Origin of the sequence: Thermococcus litoralis DSM 5473, from assembly GCF_000246985.2 — an archaeon.
GTDB lineage: Archaea > Methanobacteriota_B > Thermococci > Thermococcales > Thermococcaceae > Thermococcus_A > Thermococcus_A litoralis.
Map to the genome: position 1 here is coordinate 1,691,315 of NC_022084.1, position 18,299 is coordinate 1,709,613.

Annotated in this window: 15 protein-coding genes and 1 rRNA gene; 10 read left to right on the forward strand and 6 right to left on the reverse strand. The window is 43.1% G+C overall.

Features of this window, described 5'->3' with window-relative positions:
* Positions 1-14 precede the first annotated feature (14 nt).
* Complete coding sequence (locus tag OCC_RS09195; RefSeq protein WP_004069652.1) at positions 15-3,605, forward strand: LAGLIDADG family homing endonuclease; 3,591 nt, start codon at positions 15-17, stop codon at positions 3,603-3,605.
* 506 nt (positions 3,606-4,111) lie between these two features.
* Positions 4,112-4,672, forward strand: a complete 561-nt coding sequence (locus OCC_RS09200) for a Maf-like protein (RefSeq protein ID WP_004068100.1) — start codon at positions 4,112-4,114, stop codon at positions 4,670-4,672.
* A 21-nt stretch (positions 4,673-4,693) separates the two neighbouring features.
* On the opposite strand, the gene OCC_RS09205 is transcribed toward OCC_RS09200, so the two are convergent.
* Both OCC_RS09205 and OCC_RS09210 read right to left on the reverse strand, forming a co-directional pair.
* Entirely contained in the window at positions 4,694-6,475 is a 1,782-nt protein-coding gene (locus tag OCC_RS09205; protein ID WP_004068101.1) for a transglutaminase-like domain-containing protein, read from the reverse strand.
* Positions 6,476-6,543: 68 nt separating this feature from the next.
* Positions 6,544-7,191, reverse strand: a complete 648-nt coding sequence (locus tag OCC_RS09210) for a PHP domain-containing protein (protein WP_004068102.1) — start codon at positions 7,189-7,191, stop codon at positions 6,544-6,546.
* A 140-nt stretch (positions 7,192-7,331) separates the two neighbouring features.
* Between OCC_RS09210 and OCC_RS09215 the strand changes: the two genes are divergently transcribed.
* Genes OCC_RS09215 through mce form a run of 3 tightly spaced genes read left to right on the forward strand, consistent with a single transcriptional unit; the run spans position 7,332 to position 9,167 of the window.
* Positions 7,332-7,766 carry a cobalamin B12-binding domain-containing protein gene (locus OCC_RS09215; RefSeq protein ID WP_004068103.1) on the forward strand — a complete coding sequence of 145 codons (435 nt, stop codon included), beginning with the start codon at positions 7,332-7,334 and terminating at the stop codon, positions 7,764-7,766.
* A gap of 43 nt (positions 7,767-7,809) precedes the next feature.
* Positions 7,810-8,769: a methylmalonyl Co-A mutase-associated GTPase MeaB gene (gene meaB / locus OCC_RS09220; RefSeq protein ID WP_004068104.1), complete on the forward strand. Its 960-nt coding sequence runs from the start codon at positions 7,810-7,812 to the stop codon at positions 8,767-8,769.
* Positions 8,766-9,167, forward strand: coding sequence for a methylmalonyl-CoA epimerase (mce, locus tag OCC_RS09225; protein ID WP_004068105.1), 402 nt, complete (start codon positions 8,766-8,768; stop codon positions 9,165-9,167). The genes meaB and mce overlap by 4 nt, the downstream gene beginning before the upstream one ends.
* 95 nt (positions 9,168-9,262) lie before the next feature.
* Here mce and rrf read toward each other — a convergent pair.
* A 5S ribosomal RNA gene (gene rrf / locus OCC_RS09230) occupies positions 9,263-9,384 on the reverse strand.
* A gap of 54 nt (positions 9,385-9,438) precedes the next feature.
* Between rrf and OCC_RS09235 the strand changes: the two genes are divergently transcribed.
* Both OCC_RS09235 and OCC_RS09240 read left to right on the forward strand, forming a co-directional pair.
* Positions 9,439-10,941: a hypothetical protein gene (locus tag OCC_RS09235; protein WP_048874639.1), complete on the forward strand. Its 1,503-nt coding sequence runs from the start codon at positions 9,439-9,441 to the stop codon at positions 10,939-10,941.
* 7 nt (positions 10,942-10,948) lie between these two features.
* The gene (locus tag OCC_RS09240; RefSeq protein WP_004068107.1) at positions 10,949-11,323 is read left to right on the forward strand and encodes a ribonuclease P protein component 4; all 375 of its coding nucleotides are present in this window, start codon (positions 10,949-10,951) and stop codon (positions 11,321-11,323) included.
* 259 nt (positions 11,324-11,582) lie between these two features.
* On the opposite strand, the gene serS is transcribed toward OCC_RS09240, so the two are convergent.
* Genes serS through OCC_RS09255 form a run of 3 tightly spaced genes read right to left on the reverse strand, consistent with a single transcriptional unit; the run spans position 11,583 to position 14,443 of the window.
* Positions 11,583-12,950, reverse strand: a complete 1,368-nt coding sequence (serS, locus tag OCC_RS09245) for a serine--tRNA ligase (RefSeq protein WP_004068109.1) — start codon at positions 12,948-12,950, stop codon at positions 11,583-11,585.
* Between the two features lie 51 nt (positions 12,951-13,001).
* On the reverse strand, positions 13,002-14,204 hold the full coding sequence (locus OCC_RS09250; RefSeq protein ID WP_004068110.1) for a molybdenum cofactor synthesis domain-containing protein: 1,203 nt from the start codon (positions 14,202-14,204) through the stop codon (positions 13,002-13,004).
* A gap of 56 nt (positions 14,205-14,260) precedes the next feature.
* Entirely contained in the window at positions 14,261-14,443 is a 183-nt protein-coding gene (locus OCC_RS09255) for a hypothetical protein (RefSeq protein WP_004068111.1), read from the reverse strand.
* A 170-nt stretch (positions 14,444-14,613) separates the two neighbouring features.
* Between OCC_RS09255 and OCC_RS09260 the strand changes: the two genes are divergently transcribed.
* From OCC_RS09260 to OCC_RS09270, 3 genes are all read left to right on the forward strand, one after another.
* Positions 14,614-15,387: a RuvC family protein gene (locus tag OCC_RS09260; RefSeq protein WP_020953776.1), complete on the forward strand. Its 774-nt coding sequence runs from the start codon at positions 14,614-14,616 to the stop codon at positions 15,385-15,387.
* Complete coding sequence (locus OCC_RS09265; protein WP_020953777.1) at positions 15,384-17,891, forward strand: CDC48 family AAA ATPase; 2,508 nt, start codon at positions 15,384-15,386, stop codon at positions 17,889-17,891. Before OCC_RS09260 ends, OCC_RS09265 begins: the two co-directional genes overlap by 4 nt.
* 73 nt (positions 17,892-17,964) lie before the next feature.
* Entirely contained in the window at positions 17,965-18,270 is a 306-nt protein-coding gene (locus OCC_RS09270) for a PRC-barrel domain-containing protein (RefSeq protein WP_004067100.1), read from the forward strand.
* The last annotated feature ends 29 nt before the right edge of the window (positions 18,271-18,299 follow it).

Below are 18,299 nucleotides of genomic sequence, written 5' to 3' on the forward strand. Positions count from 1 at the left end.
GGAAGGTGAGAAAAATGAGGGTATTTGTTGCAGACACGAGTGTTATAGTTGATGGGAGGCTCACCCAATACCTTAATAGGATTAACGAAAAGGTTAAGGTGATTATTCCTGAGGCTGTCGTTGCTGAGATTGAGCATCAGGCAAATGAAGGCAAGGCTATAGGGCACACTGGATTGGAAGAGTTAAAAAAACTTAGAAAGCTTGCCGATGAAGATAAGATCCTTTTAGAATTCTATGGCGAAAGGCCGGATCTGTGGCAAATTAGAAGGGCAAAGGCTGGAGAAATTGACCACATGATAAGGGAAGTTGCCAGAGAGCTTAACGCAATCCTTATAACCGGTGATCAGGTGCAGAGGGACATCGCCATAGCCAAAGGCATTGAGGTAATCTACTTGGAGAGCAGAAAAGAGGTCAAGCACAGACTTGAGGACTTTTTTGATGAGCACACGATGAGCGTTCACCTTAAAGCCGGAGTAAAGCCATTGGCAAAGAAAGGAAAGCCCGGTCAATGGAGGCTTGTTCCCATAAGGGATGAGGAGCTTACGGATGAGGAGCTTGAGGAGATAGCGGATGACATAGTCGAGAGGGCTAAGAGAGACCCAGAGTCGTTTATAGAGCTTGATGAACCAGGAGCTACTGTTGTTCAGCTGAGAAACTATCGTATAGTCATAGCAAAGCCTCCGTTTGCCGATAGAATAGAGATTACAGCTGTAAGGCCAATAACCAAATTGAGCATAGAGGACTACGACCTCCCAGAAAAGCTCTTAGAACGTTTAACCGACAAAGCCGAGGGAATACTTATAGCTGGTGCGCCTGGAGAGGGGAAGTGCTTACCCCCAGAAACCCCCATTCTTCTTGGAGATGGTTCGTTTGTTCAGATTAAAGATGTTAAGCCCGGAATGAAAGTTGTTACTTTTTCACACGAGAAGGTAGAAGTCCAACCCATCCTCAGAGTTTATAAGAGAAATGAAACTGCCTTGATAAAGCTAAAAACAGCTACTGGAAGAAAAATAATTCTCACCCCCAACCACCCAGTTCTCACGATAAAAAACGGCTTCGTTATGTGGATGGATGCAGGCTCTCTAAAAAAAGGTGATCCAATAGCGGTTCCTAGAATGCTACCAATTAAGGGCAACCTGCCAGAAAGTATTTGGATCGGAGAGTTAGTAAAAGAAGGATTCTTTGCAACAACCAAAGATGGTAACATTGTTCCGCTTGTGAAGGCCAATCCTGAAGACACAGTGACAGTGTTTTACAAGGGCAGAAATCACAGAAAGTCTAGAGATGTGCCTGCCCATCTTACTCTTAGCGAAGAGTTCTTTGAGTTTCTAGGCCTTATGTGGGCTGAGGGATCAGGGAGTGTCTTCGAGTTTAATAACTTCGATGAGAAACTTATTGAACACTTCAAAAATCTGGTTTCAAACATATTTGGGGTTAAGAGCGAGGAGTTTTACTTTGTTGCTCCAGGAAGACTAAGACTCCGGAATTCGAAGACAATAGAAAAAATACTGCGTGCTTTTGGATATCCAGAGCGGAACAAAGCATCTTCATTAAGAGTACCTGAAATTGTTATGAAATCGGACGAGAAAAGAATAGCGGCTTTTATTAGGGGGGTATTTGAAGGTGATGGTTATATTGGGAAAGAACTGGAAATTTCAACTGCTAGTGAAGAATTCGCAGCTGGATTACAATATCTTCTCCTTAGATTAGGTATCCAGGCACTCTTCAAAGAAAAAACAATAAATGGCAAGGTCTACTATAAAGTTGTTCTAAAGGACTCTAGATCGATAAGAAAGTTCTACGAGGTTGTAAAGCCGAGGTTCAAGGTTAAAGGCTTTGAAAAACATCTAACAAAAAATTCAAATCCAAATATTGATACTATTCCTGCTGGAGAACTTGTGAAATCTCTTGGTGTTCTAACGGGATATAGAGTTAAGGGGGCTACTAAAACTACTTACTCTCGTGAAAGACTTTCAAAAGTGTATCAAAACTTCTTGAGTGTTTACAGAGAATACCTTGCCCTCGAACCAACCGTCAAGAAACTAGTCGAGTACTCAAAGTATATCTCAAAATGGAGAGAACTCGTGGAATTTATTGATAAAAACGTTAATATCGAATTTTACAGAAGAAACCATATAGATCATGTTGCTCCTAAACTTTGGCTGGAGGGTAAGAGAAAGCCCATGATGTCAACAGTAGCTAAGTTGCTTTCAGCGTTTGCATATGAAACAGGGCTTTTGGCTAGGGAGTCAGAGTTGTGGAATAAGGCAGTAAAAGAAATCAGAGAACTCATGAAATCTCTTTTTGCGCTCCTTGGTCAGAATTCTCAGAGTACGGTTTCTCAGTCAATGATAAGCCTCTTTCTGAATGGTGCAGAGCTTAATGTGGATCGCATGCTAAGGCTAATCGAAGAAGTAGTCTCGGAGTATTATCATAAAGCAGAGCTTGTTGAAGAACATCTTGCACACATGCTGCTCATGCTTGATTCCAATATTCTATGGGACAAGGTTGCCTCTGTTGAAACCATGATAGGAGAATTCGACGTTTATGACGTAACTGTGCCCAATCACAACTTCATTGCTGGTATACTCCCTGTGATAGTCCACAATTCCACCTTCGCTCAAGCTTTAGCTGAGTACTATGCCTCCATGGGTAAGATAGTCAAGACGATGGAAAAACCCAGAGACCTTCAGGTTAGTGAAGAGATAACCCAGTATACAGCACTTGGGGGAAGAATGGAGAAAACTGGAGATGTTCTATTGCTTGTGAGACCAGATTACACCATATTCGACGAGATGAGAAAGACGAGTGACTTCAAGATCTATGCTGACCTAAGGCTTGCGGGAGTTGGAATGATAGGCGTTGTACACGCTACAAAGCCCATAGATGCCATTCAGAGGTTCATTGGAAGGGTGGAGCTTGGAATGATCCCTCAAATAGTTGATACAGTGATATTCATAAAAGCGGGGAATGTTGATAAAGTACTGACTCTGGAGTATAAGGTTAAGGTGCCAAGTGGGATGACGGAAGAGGACTTAGCGAGACCGGTTATAGAGGTCAGGGACTTCATGACGGGTGAACTTGAATACGAGATTTACACCTATGGAGAGGAGATAAGCGTTGTTCCAGTAAAGAAAAAAGAGAAGCCACCGGCAATGAAACTTGCGGAGAAAAAGCTTAAACAGGAGATCAAGAAGTTCCTTCCCGACGTTTACACGGAAGTTGAGCTTGCAAGTCCACACAAGGCTATAATATACGCGGATGAGTTTGACATCCCGGCAATAATAGGGAAGAAGGGCAAGAGAATAAGCGAAATAGAGAAAAAGCTTGGCATAAGTATCGATGTAAGAAGCTTTGACGAAAAGCTCGCGGAAATGCCCAAAGAAAAGATACCTGTGGAAGCAGAAGAAAAGAAAAAGCAAATAGTCCTTAGAGTTTCACCCGATTTTGCTAAGAAACCCCTTAAGTTCTTTGCAGGTGAGCAGTACATATTCACCGCAACGCCTTCAAGAAAGGGGCTTGTAAAGGTTAACAAAAACACACCAATTGGTAAAGAACTCAAGAGAGTACTAGATGCAGGAATAGAGCTCTGGGCTTCTCTTTAATTCTCTTTTTGGCTCGGTTGCGAGAGTACTCATCATTACTTTTCTCTTCTGAAAGCCTCGCCCTTTAGGGCGGGGATGCAGTATTCGGAAATTCAGCCCTTTAAACCAAAACCCTTTTAAACTTCATAGTGTAGTAAGGCCTCGAAGAGGCCACTGAAAACAAGCCCAAAGCAGGGGTTTCACGTTACCACTCCGTTTGGAGTGGTTTGGACGCCGACAGGCGTCCTTCAAAAACCACCTTGAGCAGTTAAAAACGAAGGGTTTAGCCTCTGAAACCATAACCCCGAACCGCTTTGCGGTAGGGGTAACGGGGGCGAGACCGTCCCCTCGGGCTGAACCGAAACCGGCAACGGGAGTAGGGAATGAGTCGCCCGTAAACCTTCCCGTCCTTAGCGAGGGATTAAAGCTTAACCTTCGCCTTTCAAGGCGGGGAGGAGGTCAGTCAGCTAGCGAAATTGTCCTCATCGCCCGAAATTTTTATATTTTCATCCTTTAAGTGCCTTTTGATGAGGCTAATCTTAGCGTCTCAAAGTCCAAGGAGAAGGGAAATACTTGCAAAGTTCTTTGATGCTTTTGATGTCATCCCGAGCAACGTTAGTGAGGACTCTAAAGCTTTAGACCCGGCAGAGCATGCTGTAGAGGTGGCAAAGAAAAAAGCCCGTGATGTTTATTCCCGATATGGAGGCACGGTAATAGGGGCGGATACCATCGTCGTCTTGGACAACAAAATCCTCGGAAAGCCAGAAAATAAGGAAGAAGCAAAAGAAATGCTCAGAGCTTTAAGCGGAAGAATACACAAGGTTATAACTGGCTACTGCATTATCCATGAAGGGAGGGAGATTACAGGTCATGTGGTCACGGAGGTTAAGTTTAGGGAGCTCAGCGAAGAAGAGATAAAATGGTACGTCTCTACAGGCGAACCCCTTGACAAGGCAGGTGCCTATGGAATCCAAGGAAAAGGAGGAATTCTGGTAGAATGGATAAAAGGGGATTACTACAATGTTGTCGGCTTTCCGATGAAAATAATCCTTGAGCTTAAAAACCTTGGATTTAAGCTCTCAACATAAAACAAAAAATAAAGTTGGAGGTTAATTAGCGATTTCTAGTACCATGATTATTCTTGGGATTTCATATGTATCTCCGCTAGAGTCCCGAATAATTAGTTTATTGTTTTCATCGAAATCTACAACAAGATAAAACTTGTCACATAGCTCAATAACATCCTTCCAGTCATCTCTAAAGAAACCTGGAATTGGCCAATATCTTTCCAGAAGAATTCTTGCTATTTGGGGGTGATAGTATAGTCCTAAATATTCACTGTGCCACCATAATACCAATCCTTTTGTAAATCCATAGGGTAGGAATGCATTGGAAGTCTGGTTGGTTGTTTTTATAGCTTCTAGGTCTTTTTCAGCAAGTTTCTTCAATCTGTCGTCTTCTGTGTATCCTGGATATATTTCCAAAAATTTTTGTTTTACAATTTCAGTAATTATCTCGATATCTTTTTCGTTCATGTAGTATGTTTTCTCTTTTATTTGATTCTCCGCCCATGTCCAGTTTGAGTAGATTATTGGTTCTCCATTTTCATTAAGCCTAATTGCGTAAAAGGTTATGTTTGAAATCTCCATATCATCATCTACCCATTTCCAATAATAACTCCCTATATGAATTGGAGGAATGTGCTGGTCTATAACGAAGTATTCGCTACCAATCTTTACAGCTACTGCCGCATGACTTGGTTTCTTATCTTTAAAAGTAATGTCAAGCATATAGATAGGAGTTATATTTGACTCTAGAAGTAAGCTCGCCGTAAGGATTGCATAGTCACCACAAATTCCGCTTTTGTAGTATATAGTATCATTAGCCGCTTGTAATTTTGTCAGGTTGTCATAAAGTTCTCGTTGGTAATCCGATAAAGTGCTCCAATTAGTTACCAATATATCGACATAATTGGCCTTTGTATCGTTGTATTGTATAGTGTTGTCAATCCATTCAAGAATTGCCCAAACTTTTTCTAGTGTGTTATTGTATTCTGTGAATTGTTCTGAAAGGGGGCTTATCTTGCTTCTAAGGAGTTTACTCAGTCCTGCTTTGAATGCTTCTGAGTTATAGTAAGTTCTCCAATCATAGGTGGGGTCGGTTCCGATTTCTATCTCATATCCATCTGGTAAATAATCTTTGTCTGTATCTTTCTCTAAGGGGTTCGTGAGAAAATCTATCACTTCTTCTCCGTCTAATAGTCCATCATTATCAGAATCGGGATTTAGAGAATCTGTGAAATACTTTATGAGCTCTTCTCCATCCCAAAGTCTGTCCCTGTCAGTGTCTTCCTTAAGCGGATTAGTTCCTAATTGTAGTTCTTCTCCATCATAAAGACCATCGTTATCAGTATCTTTTCTTGTGGGGCTTGTGTTGTACGTGAATAACTCCTCAAAGTCTGTGAGGCTGTCTTTGTCTGTGTCTTTTGATAGTGGGTTTGTTTGGTAAAGGTTGGCTTCCTCCCCGTCAATTATACTATCCTTGTCGGTATCGGGTTCCAGAGGGTTTGTGTTATAACTAAAAATTTCTTCCCAATCTGATAGTCCATCCCCATCTGAATCGAATTTGAGAGGATTTGTTTTATATTTATTGACCTCCTCTCCATCGTTTATTCTGTCCCCATCTGTATCTGGATTAAAGGGGTCTGTCCCATATTTTTGTTCTTCTTCAAAGGTTAACCCATCATTGTCTTCTGGTTGAGTGGAATTAGACTCAATTAATGGAGAGTGGGAAGTTATAGTCTGTTGAGTAGTTGCTTGTTCGGTGCTTTGAATACAGGCAGAACTGAGAGTTATTACAATGAGTACTATAAGAAGAAACCTAGCTTTCATGATTCCCTCACCTTATAGATACTATTGCGGGGAAAAATATTTAAGGTTTCTGTGACAGGCTTAACTGATCATAAGAGCTCTGAAAAGAGTAAATCCTCTTTTTTGCCTCCGGCTTTTTTGAACGCTTTTAAGCTCCAGCTTATGTTTCCAACATCTCTCGGCTGATGGGCATCGCTTGCGAAGGTTAGTTTTACTCCCTTCTGGATGCACAGCTTTATGAAGTCTAACTCCGGCACTCTGTATCGGGAGCTTATCTCAAAAGCCTTCCCATGCTCTTCTGCCAGCTCGACTATCTCTTTATATTCATCAATCGAAGGATATCCTACATAGGGAAAGACATTCCCAAAGTGTCCTATTATATCGATGTTTTCATCCTGAAGGGCGAGTTTTATGAGTTCGAGATATTCATCATACCTCCCTAGATCGAAGTAAAGGTGAACGGAGGCTATTACATAGTCAAGCTTTTTTCTAAAGTCGTCGTTTATATCAACCCCTTCCGGGAGAATATTGGCCTCTATTCCAGCCAGAACAGTTATCTCGCTTTCTTTTTTGGCTTGATCTATAAGGGAAAGGTATGAGTTGAGCAGATGGGGAGTAAAGAAATGCACGTGATCGCTGATTCCAACAATCTTCAATCCTTTCTTCTCAGCCTCGGCAATATTGTCTCTTATGTAGCCGATTCCATCAGAAAACCTTGTATGGGTGTGGAGGTCCATCATCTTAGCTCCCGTATCTCATCTGCTTAAAAATTTAAAAGCCTTGCACTTTTTTGGATAAAATATCCAATGTAAACCTCAACCTTTAGGTTTGACAACCTTTAAATACTATTTCACTCTAATGAAAGTCGGTGGTGAATATGGTCGAGCGTTCTAAGGTTAGGGTTCTAATAGCAAAGCCGGGACTGGATGGTCACGATAGAGGGGCAAAGGTTATAGCTAGAGCACTTAGGGATGCGGGTTTTGAGGTCATCTATACTGGAATAAGACAAACGCCCGAGCAGATAGTAGAAAGCGTCATACAAGAGGATATAGATGTTCTTGGGTTGAGCATTCTTTCCGGAGCACACATGGTTCTCATCCCAAAGATTCTCAGGCTTCTTGAGGAGAAAGGCATAAAACCGAATGAAGATATACTCGTGCTTGCTGGCGGGATAATACCCCCTGACGATGCCCAAGAGCTTGAAAAAATGGGCGTTGCAAGGGTTTTCGGCCCTGGAAGCCCAATTGAAGAGATCATCAAGTTCATCGATGAGAACGTTCCAAAGCTCAAGAAGTTCAGGGGAGAAAGCTAAGGTTTATATTTTCTTTTTTGGATAATTAATCCAAGTGATAAATATGATAGACGAGCTAATTGAGAGAATGCTTAAAGGAGATAAGAGGGCAACTGCAAGGCTGATAACTTTAGTAGAAAACGATGAAGAAAAAGCAAGGGAAATAGTCAAGAAGGTGTATCCATACACCGGAAACGCCTATATCGTTGGAATAACCGGCCCCCCTGGCTCTGGAAAGTCAACTCTAGTTGATAAGCTCATAAAAAAAGCCAGGGACGAAGGGAAAATAGTGGGGGTTATAGCCATAGACCCTACATCTCCGTTCACTGGAGGGGCTCTTCTTGGAGATAGGATAAGAATGCAGAGGCACTCCACAGACCCGGGTGTATTTATAAGGAGCATGGCAACAAGGGGTTCTCTCGGGGGATTGGCAAAGGCAACCAACGATGCTATAAAAATACTTGATGCCTACGGCTGTGATGTCATTTTTGTAGAAACCGTTGGTGTGGGGCAGATTGAGGTGGATATTGTAAAAACCGCCGATACGGTAGTTTTAGTCACCGTTCCAGGCCTAGGAGATGACATTCAAGCCATAAAAGCGGGCCTTATGGAGATAGCGGATATCTTTGTGGTCAACAAAGCTGATAAAGAAGGCGCGGAGGCTACAATATTCGAACTTGAGCTGATGCTCGATCTTGAAAAGGGGAAATGGGAGAAAAGGGGCTGGAGACCGCCAATAGTTTCCACCGTTGCTTTTACCAATAAAGGGATTGATCAGCTTTGGGAAGCCATCAACAAACACAGGGACTTTTTGTTGGAGAGTGGAGAAATCGAAAAGAAAATAAAATTCAGAGTGGAGGAAGAGATCAAAGCAATTGTTTCAAGCACTATCGCAAGGAAAATTGGGGAAATGATGGGGGATAATGAGATATCTCAGCTCATAGAGAAGATTGCCAACAGAGAGATTGATCCTTATTCTGCTGCTGATCTTGTTTTAGAGAAAGCTTTGGGGGTGAAAGTATGATAAAGAAAGTTGACCATATTGGAATTGCCGTTAGGAACCTTGAGGAAGCTATTAAGATTTGGGAAAATCTCGGGTTAAAGGTTGAGGAGATTGAGGAAGTTCCGGATCAAAAAGTTAGGACGGCTATTTTCCACGCCGGTGAAACGAGGATTGAGCTCTTAGAGGCAACTGCAGAGGACTCACCAATAGCGAAGTTCATTGAGAAGAGAGGGGAAGGCATACACCACATTGCTCTCGGCGTTGACAACATTGAGGAGCACCTAGAGAAGCTCAAAGAAAAGGGGTTCAGACTCATTGATGAAAAGCCTAGAATAGGAGCAGGCGGCGCTAAGATAGCTTTTGTACACCCCAAGAGTGTTGGTGGAGTTCTACTTGAGCTTTGTGAAAGAGAAGAGTGACTTCTTTTTAATTTTTACAATTTTTCCAAAAAGCAACACCGTGTTTCTAATTTGTTTCATCTGTTCTTGAGAACTCTCAGAAAAGTTTGTTAGGTGGCCGGCGGCGTCCCCGGTTTCCCGCCCCCTCTCGGAGGGCAGTACACCCGGGATCGCTGGCGGGCTTAACTTCCGGGGTCGAAACGAGTCCGGGTGTGACCCCGCCGCTATGACCGCCGTACCGATACTAACTCTCAGCACAGGCTTTATAAAGTTTACGGTTGAATTTCCTCTGATGATCTACGCATTGCTTAGAAGTGTTGAGAGATTGGCAATAAGCCCGTCAAAGAGGGCTAGGGACTTTCAGAGGGTTATTCAATCCTATAAAAATGGGGAACCTATAGAGGTAGAGGGGTTCTTGATCCTAAGACCGCCTCCAAATGTGCCGAAAGATGGTGTATACTATCTTCTCTCTCCCCTCTCTCCAAGTGAGCTCTCAAAGAGCGATATTAGACCCTACGTGGCTATAAAGATAACCGAAAAGAGCAGGATAAATGCAGAACTGAAAAGTGGGGAGTACGTTAAAATTGAAGGAATTATGGATGCGTATCCCTTCGGAAACATGCGCCTTATACATATTATCTCTCTGGAAAAAGCCAGTGTTGAGAATTACTGGCTTCAGTATAAGGAGCTTGCCCTTAAAAAGGAAGAGCTGGAGAATCTCATAGAGGGGACAATCAATGCCAATTACGAGCTCAGGCAGGCTATTCTTTATTCTCTCTTTGCCTCTCCTTCGGTAGTTGGTAGTGGAAGATTCTGGGGAGAGGGCGTGACGTTTTCTGCCCTCAAAAATGACCTCAAAATTGTAAAATCTCTTTGGGAAGCCTCGAAATACTTAATCAATCTTTTTCCTGAAGAGCTTATCTTGAAAAAAGGAAAAGCAAAATCCTTTGTAGATGATAATCTTGATCTTGACTTTCCCTTCTTCTTTGAAGGGGGTAGGTACTATTCCCCTTCGACCAAAAGTCTACTCAAAAAAGAAATTCCAGTTGCAGAGTGGGCTAGAGGATATTTTGAGAAAAAGCAAGCAGTATTTCTGACCCCAAAAGTGTACAAACGGATTTCTCCAGAGGATCCTTTGGCTTACACTTCCGAAACGCCTTTTATTGTGAATGAACCCATAGGGTGGGAGAAAAACCGGGAGCTGGAGCAACTTATCCCCAATCTCCTAGCCACAATATTTCTGGAAAAAGAAAAAATACCCTCGCTTAACCCTTCTGATAAAATGATAGAGAAGTTTAGAGAAAGATTTGAAAGATGGATCTTTAGAAATGTTCGGGAATATGGGGAAAAATTCGATGCTTTAAGGCTTAAGGGGATGATATTCGAAACAAACACGAGGTACCTCCTAAGCCTCCGCCTCCTCGGCTCAATGGCACGATTTGAAGGCGAGGTAAACACCCACATCATAAGCGCCGTTATAAATATGAACCAAGAGATAGTGGACATGTGGATAAACGAAATCTCAGAAAGAGAGATGTTGAAGGTGTTGGAGATTTATGAGAAATACATCGAGCGGGACTTTAGAAACAAACGCTTGGTAATGGCTTTGAGAGTCTTTATGGATTTGGAGGCTACTTCAATAGATGGCACTGTTAGCAGGGAGGAGTTTTACAAGGCACTGGTGGAGTATGGATTCAAGCCTTCCTATGCAGAGGAGGTCATAGAACGCCTTATTGCAGATGGATACCTTTATGAGCCGTTCATAGGTAGGTTAAAGATGATAAAGCCGGAGTAGTGGAAAAATGTCAAAAAAGTTCATAAAGCGCAGGGAACAGAGGGAAAAGAAAAGGATAGCCCTCGAAAGAATAGATATCCTCTTTAGCCTAGCTGAGAGAGTCTTTCCCTATTACAAAGAACTGGCAAATCGGTACGTTGAGGTAGCCTTGGCGGTACAACAAAAGGCCAAGGTTAGAATGCCGAGGAAATGGAAAAGGAGGTACTGTAAGAGGTGTCATTCCTTTCTTGTCCCCGGCGTTAATGCTCGGGTTAGGTTAAGACAGAAAAGAATGCCTCACGTTGTTATAAAATGCTTGGAATGTGGGCATATAATGAGGTACCCTTATTTGAGAGAGAAGAAAGAACGGAGGAAAAAGAAAGATGCCAATGCATCACACTGATGCCTTCTCCATTCTCCACTCATTATCTCTTCGGATTTTTAAAGAAACCTCTTCAATCCCCTTACAATTTCAAAACTTGGCTTTAATAATTCAAAAGCCATTTGCTTCTTGCTGCCACAACCGTGGTAAGGGTAAGCAAACGTGGCTCGGTTCTTCAATTTAAGGTTCTCAAAGCCATGAACCTTGAGCTGGATAGCTTTGAAGGCGAAGTTGATGTAAAAGAGAGAATGAAATTGTTAAAGGAAAGCCAAAGCAGAGATTAACCTTTGCAGCACTTCTCCTTTTTCTCTACCGGAACTATCTCTTTAAACCCTGTGTAGGGCCAGAGAACCTTTGGTATCTTTACTGTTCCATCTTCCTCTTGGAAGTTCTCTATTATTGCCACTATAGCCCTTGATGTAGCTATTGCCGTTGAGTTGAGTGTGTGAACGAAGCGCGGCTTTTCGTTTGGCTTGTCCCTAAACCTTATGTTTAGCCTCCTCGCTTGCCATTCTGTACAGTTTGAACAGCTTACAACCTCTCTGAACTTTCCTTGTGCACTCATCCACGCTTCAATGTCATACTTCTTTGCCGCAACGTAGCCTAAGTCTCCGGTACATATGTTGACAACTCTGTATGGAATCTCAAGGGCTTGAAAGATTTCTTCCGCATTCTGGAGGAGCTTTTCGTGCCATTCCCAGCTTTCTTCTGGCCTTGAATATACGAACTGCTCAACTTTATGGAACTGGTGTACCCTAAAAATTCCCTTAGTGTCTTTTCCAGCAGTTCCTGCCTCTTTCCTGAAACATGGGCTTACCCCAGCGTAGAGGAGAGGTAAATCGTTCCCATCAAGAATCTCGTTTGCGTGAAGACCAGCAAGTGGATGCTCTGAGGTTGGTATTAGGTAGAGGTCTTCTCCCTCTACTTTGTAGATCACGTTTTCAAAGTCATCAAAGCTGGTAACTCCTTCTTCCACGTATCTTCTGACCATGTACGGCGGTATTACAGGGATAAATCCTTTTTCAATGAGCTTGTCGAGGGCAAACCTTATCAATGCAAGGTCAAGGATGACGATTTCGTTTAGGAGGTAGAAGAACCTTGAACCGCTTACCTTTGCGGCCCTTTCAAAGTCCGCTCCTCCAAGTTTAGGTAAAAGATCAGCATGAAGCTGTGGTTTCCACTCAATCACTTCATACTCCATCTTTCCTTGGCTCTGCTCTAGAAAGCTCTCTAAGTGACCTTTCCATACCCTTGCCTTGCCCCAGAATTTTATTGGAACATTCTCTGTATCGTCCTTTCCTATGGGGACGCTTTCGTGGGTTATATTGGGAAGGCGCCAGAGATAATAGTCGATTTTTTCTTTGATTTCCCTATTTTCTTTCTCGATTTCCTCAATTTGTCTCACTATTTCGTTGCTCTTTGCTAAAAGCTCTTCCACAGGCTCTCCTGCCTTTTTTCTCTTGCCTATCTCCACAGCAAGCCTGTTTCTTTCTCTTCTGAGGAGATTAATTTTCTTTAAGTTTTCTCTCCACTTTTCATCGAGTTCAAGAATCTCGTCTATCCATTTGAGCTTTTCTAATTCTCCACGCTTTATTAGGTCACCCTTTACCAGATCCGGGTTTTCACGGATGAGCTTTATATCGAGCATCCTTTTCACCTACCCTAATAATGAGGAGATCATTTAAAAGTTATTTGGAAATTAAAAGCGGAACAGGATAACCTCTACCTCCTCCCCTTCCTCGAGTATCTCAACGTTTTCTGGAATATCAACAAACCCATCTGCTTCTATAAAGCTTGTGACCGCTCCACTGCCTTTTAAGATCGGTTTTGCGATTTCTCCTTCTAGCTTAACCGGTAAAAACTGTCTTCTACCTTTGACGGAAAACACCTTATGGGCCAACTTCTTTTTGATTCTTTGGGTTTCAAACTCTCCGCCTAGGAGCTTCCTAATCAGTGGGGCAACGAGAAGGGTGAAGTTCGTTAGACAAGAAGTTGGATATCCCGGAAGTCCAAAAATAGGTTTTCCATCTATAACCCCGATTATTGTTGGTTTGCCGGGCTGTATGGCTATTCCATGCACTTTTATCTCCCCAAGCTCTTCTATTATTGATGCCGTTAAGTCCCTCGTCCCTCCACTTGCTCCGCCAGAGAGGATTACTATGTCATACTTAAGCCCCTCAAGTATTTTCTCTTTCAAGCTCTCCTCATTGTCCCTTGCTATTCCGAGGAAGTATGCTTCGCCTCCAAGTTCTCTAACGGCATCGCTTACAGCCCTTCCGTTAATATCGTAAATTTTTCCCCGTTTGAGGTCTTCTCCGGGTAAGATGACCTCATTCCCTGTGCTGATCACTGCAACTTTGGGTTTTGCAAAGACCTTCACCTTGCTTATCCCTACGGCAGAGAGAAGGGCAGTTTCCTTGAAGCCAAGTTTTGTCCCCTTCTTTAAAAGAAGAGTTCCCTTTGGAATATCTGTCCCCGCTTTCATTACACCCGCTTGGGGATACGTAGGCTTGGTGATTATTACCTCGTCTCCTTTTCTTTCCACTATCTCGAACTCTATTACAGCATCGGCTCCTTTTGGTAACACCGCTCCGGTTGAGATGTATGCGGCTTCTCCTTCGCCGAGCTCAATTTGGGGCTCTTCCCCGGCATGAATTTCTCCAATTACCTTAAGAACTACCGGATTGCTCTCACTCGCGTTCCAGGTGTCTTGACTCCTAACCGCGTATCCATCTACCGTTGCCCTATCAAAGGGCGGAACATCTATGGGGGAGTGTATATCTTCCGCAAGAACCCTTCCAAGAGCTTCTTCCAGGGCAACTTCTTCAATTTTCGGCTTGAGCGGTAGGGAGTTAATGATTTTTAGTGCTTCCTCAAGAGGAACAACCTTCAAAAATGCCATTTTATCACCCGGATAAAGAAGGAGAAAAGGATTAATAAAATTGTTGGATGAGAGGGTTACCACTCTTCTTCCTCGTCCCAGTCTTCGTCCCACTCCTCTTCAAAATCTTCCTCCCAGTCTTCCTCTTCCCATTCTTCTTCATCCCAGTCCTCATCCCAATCTTCTTCCCATTCTTCCTCTTCGAAGAGCTCCTCTTCCTCTTCATAATCCTCGACTTTCTTTTTCTTGGGAGGTTGCATGTTTATCACCTCCGCCCCCTCTAGGGGCATTCTTATCTCTGCAGCCAAGGTTTATAAACTTTATCAAAAAATTTTTCAAGTTTTACAGCTTTGTTTCCAAATTCAACCAGTTTTCCTGCTTTTTTGTGTTTTCCTTAATGTTTTTAATGTCCTCACGTGATTTATCAATCATGAGGGTTGCGGTTGTTACTGAAAATGCGAGGGTGTACTACCTTGCAACAAAGGTCTTACGTGAGTATAAAATCCCTTTTTACAGCCTTAAGCTTACAGATAGGATCCCCTTTGATGTTGAGGTCGTTCTGACGAGCTTGGAGGAGTACGATAAAATAAATTTCCCGGTCAAGATAGCGGTTGTAAATGAGAACTTCATAGACGAACTGCTGGCGAGGCTTGAAGGGAGAAAAAGGTTTAAGAACATATACATTGCCATAGATCCCGGGGAGAGGCCGGGAGTGGCCGTTGTTGCAGACAACCGGGTAATTGAGGTCTATCATCTCAAAAATCCTAAGGACGTTGGCACGATCTTAGAGCTTTTGGAGAAGTATCCCAAGGCAAAGATTAAGATAGGACATGGGGCAAAAAGACATCGAATATTAATGCTTAAAAGCCTCGCTTCAGTGCTTGGTGAGGATTTTCCAATTATACTCGTGAATGAGAGGGGCACAACCCCAAAGGTTGGTGGGATAGAAATCTCTCAGGTGCAGGATATAGTTGCCTCGATAAACATAGCTTTAAGAGATGGAAGAGAGGTTAAATTGGGGGAGCTCATCCATGCTGGTGAACCTACAAAGGGTGAAATTGAGTATATAAAAACCCGGAGCCGAGAATTGAGTAATGGTAAAATAACAATCTCGTCGAAGCTTGCGAGAGAAGTGGCTAAGGGAAATTTGACCCTGGAAGAAGCGATTGAAATTCATAAAAAGAAAAAGGGTGATAAAAAATGATTTTTGGGAAGGAAGAAACCAAAGAAGAAATAAAATTGAGGGTTGCTGAAGCGTTAAAGCGAGATGTTGGTAGGGGGATAGTTAGGTTTGATAGAAAGTATCAAAAGCAGCTTGGTGTTGAACCCGGAGATATAGTGGAGCTGGAAGGAGAGAGGAAAACCGCAGCAATAGTTGAAAATGCTCATCCTGACGATAGAGGCCTTGACATAATAAGAATGGACGGCTATATTAGGAGAAATGCGGGAGTTAGCATAGGGGATTACGTCACGGTAAGGAAAGCGGAGGTTCAAGAAGCAAAGAGGGTCGTTTTGGCGCCGGCACAAAAGGGGGTCTATCTCCAGATTCCGGGTGAGCTCGTTAAAAGAAACCTCCTCGGAAGGCCAGTAGTTAAAGGAGACCTAATCGTGGCAAGTGGAAGGGAGACAGAATTCTATACCGGCTCCCCATTTGATGAGCTGTTTAGGGGCTTCTTTGAGAGCCTTCCTTTGGGATTTGGCGAGCTTAAGTTCATCGTTGTGAACACTAATCCAAAAGGGATCGTTCAGATAACCTACAACACCGAAATAGAAGTTCTTCCACAGGCGGTAGAGGTTAAAGAGGAAAAAGTACCTGAAGTTACCTATGAGGACATTGGAGGCCTTAAAGAAGCCATCCAAAAGATTAGAGAAATGGTAGAGCTTCCTCTTAAGCATCCGGAGCTATTTGAGAGACTTGGCATTGAGCCGCCTAAGGGTGTTTTGCTCTATGGCCCTCCTGGTACTGGTAAGACTTTGTTGGCTAAGGCTGTTGCCAATGAGGCTAATGCTCATTTTATAGCGATTAATGGTCCAGAAATCATGAGCAAATACTACGGAGAAAGCGAAGAGAGGCTAAGGGAGATCTTTAAGGAGGCAGAGGAAAACGCTCCGAGCATAATCTTCATTGACGAGGTTGACGCAATAGCTCCAAAGAGAGAAGAAGTTACAGGCGAAGTTGAGAAGAGAGTTGTTTCTCAGCTTTTAACCTTGATGGACGGCTTGAAGAGCAGGGGCAAGGTCATAGTAATAGCCGCTACTAACAGACCCGATGCTTTAGATCCTGCCCTTAGAAGGCCTGGTAGGTTTGATAGGGAGATTGANGTTGGNGTTCCAGACAAGCAGGGAAGAAAGGAAATACTCCAAATCCACACAAGAGGAATGCCCCTTGAGCCAGATTATGATAAGAAGAGTGTCTTGAGGGTGTTAAATGAGCTGAAAAGGAAATCCTCTTTCGAGAAGGCAAAGCTCGATGAAATTATTAAGAAAGTTGAGGGAGCAAAGGACGAAAACGAGATCAAGGAGATTCTAAAAGAGGACGGCGAGATATACAAAGAAGTTAGGCATCGTTTGATTGACCTTCTCCTTGAGGAGCTTGCTGAGAAGACTCATGGCTTCGTTGGTGCTGACTTGGCAGCATTAGCGAGAGAAGCCGCAATGGTTGTCCTGAGGAGGCTAATAACAGAAGGGAAGATAAACCCTGAGGAAGAAAGGATCCCACCGGAGGTGCTCCAGGAACTTAAGGTCACAAAGAATGATTTCTATGAGGCATTGAAGATGATTGAACCTTCGGCTTTAAGGGAAGTCCTCATAGAGGTTCCCAACGTTAGGTGGGAAGACATTGGAGGTCTTGAGAACGTTAAGCAGGAACTGAGGGAAGCAGTGGAGTGGCCCCTCAAGTATCCTAAGGCCTTCCAGAGGCTTGGCATTACCCCACCGAAGGGAATCCTCCTCTATGGTCCCCCAGGAACTGGTAAGACTTTATTAGCTAAAGCCGTCGCTAACGAAAGTGAGGCCAACTTCATTGGCATCAGAGGGCCAGAAGTGCTTAGCAAATGGGTTGGAGAGAGCGAAAAAAGGGTTAGAGAAATTTTTAGAAAGGCAAGACAAGCCGCTCCTACGGTGGTGTTCATTGACGAGATTGACGCAATAGCCCCAATGAGGGGAAGCGACATTAACAGAGTTACTGATAGGCTTATTAACCAGCTGCTCACGGAGATGGACGGGATTGAGGAGAACAGTGGTGTTGTGGTTATTGCTGCCACAAACAGGCCTGACATTCTTGATCCGGCTTTACTCAGGCCGGGGCGCTTTGATAGGCTCATCCTTGTTCCAGCTCCGGATGAAGAGGCAAGGCTTGAGATTCTCAAGGTTCACACAAGGAGGGTTCCTCTTGCAAGTGATGTTAGCTTAGAAGAGCTCGCAAAGAAAACCGAAGGATACAGCGGTGCAGATTTAGCTGCATTGGTTAGAGAAGCAGCCTTGATCGCCCTTAGAAGGGCTGTTTCCAGAACTCCTAAGGAGCTAATAGAAGAACAAGCTGAAGAGTTCCTTGAGAAGCTCCGTGTTTCAAAGAGGGACTTTGAAGAGGCAATGAAAAAAATTAAGCCGAGTATAACAAGGTATATGCTCGATTATTACAAGCAATTTGAGGAGAGCAGGAAAGCTACCGGAGGAAAACGTAAGGAGGTTGATTACTTCACCCTTTGATCTTTCATTTTCAGAAAAGATTTTATAGAAAAAAGGCGATTTTTTATGTAGGCAAAAATTGGAGGGGACTAAGATGGTGAAAATCAAGGCATCAAAGCTTAGGGATATGGAACTTATAACTGACACTGGAGTAAGACTCGGATGGCTTTACGATCTGAGTTTTGATGAGGAAACCGGAGAAATTTTGGTGATTGTTGCTGAGCCGGATGAAGACCTAGACACGAGTGAGTTTGTTACCGATCATGAAGGCCTTCTCCTCATACCGATGAAAGCCGTTAAGAGCATCGGAGAATTTATTGTTATTGATCACAGCAAACTCGCTGTAAAGTCCAAGCTAAGAAGGATTTCAATGATAAAGGAGAGACTTCAAAGACCTTGATCCTTTCTGCTTTTTCTAATTTTGAGAAT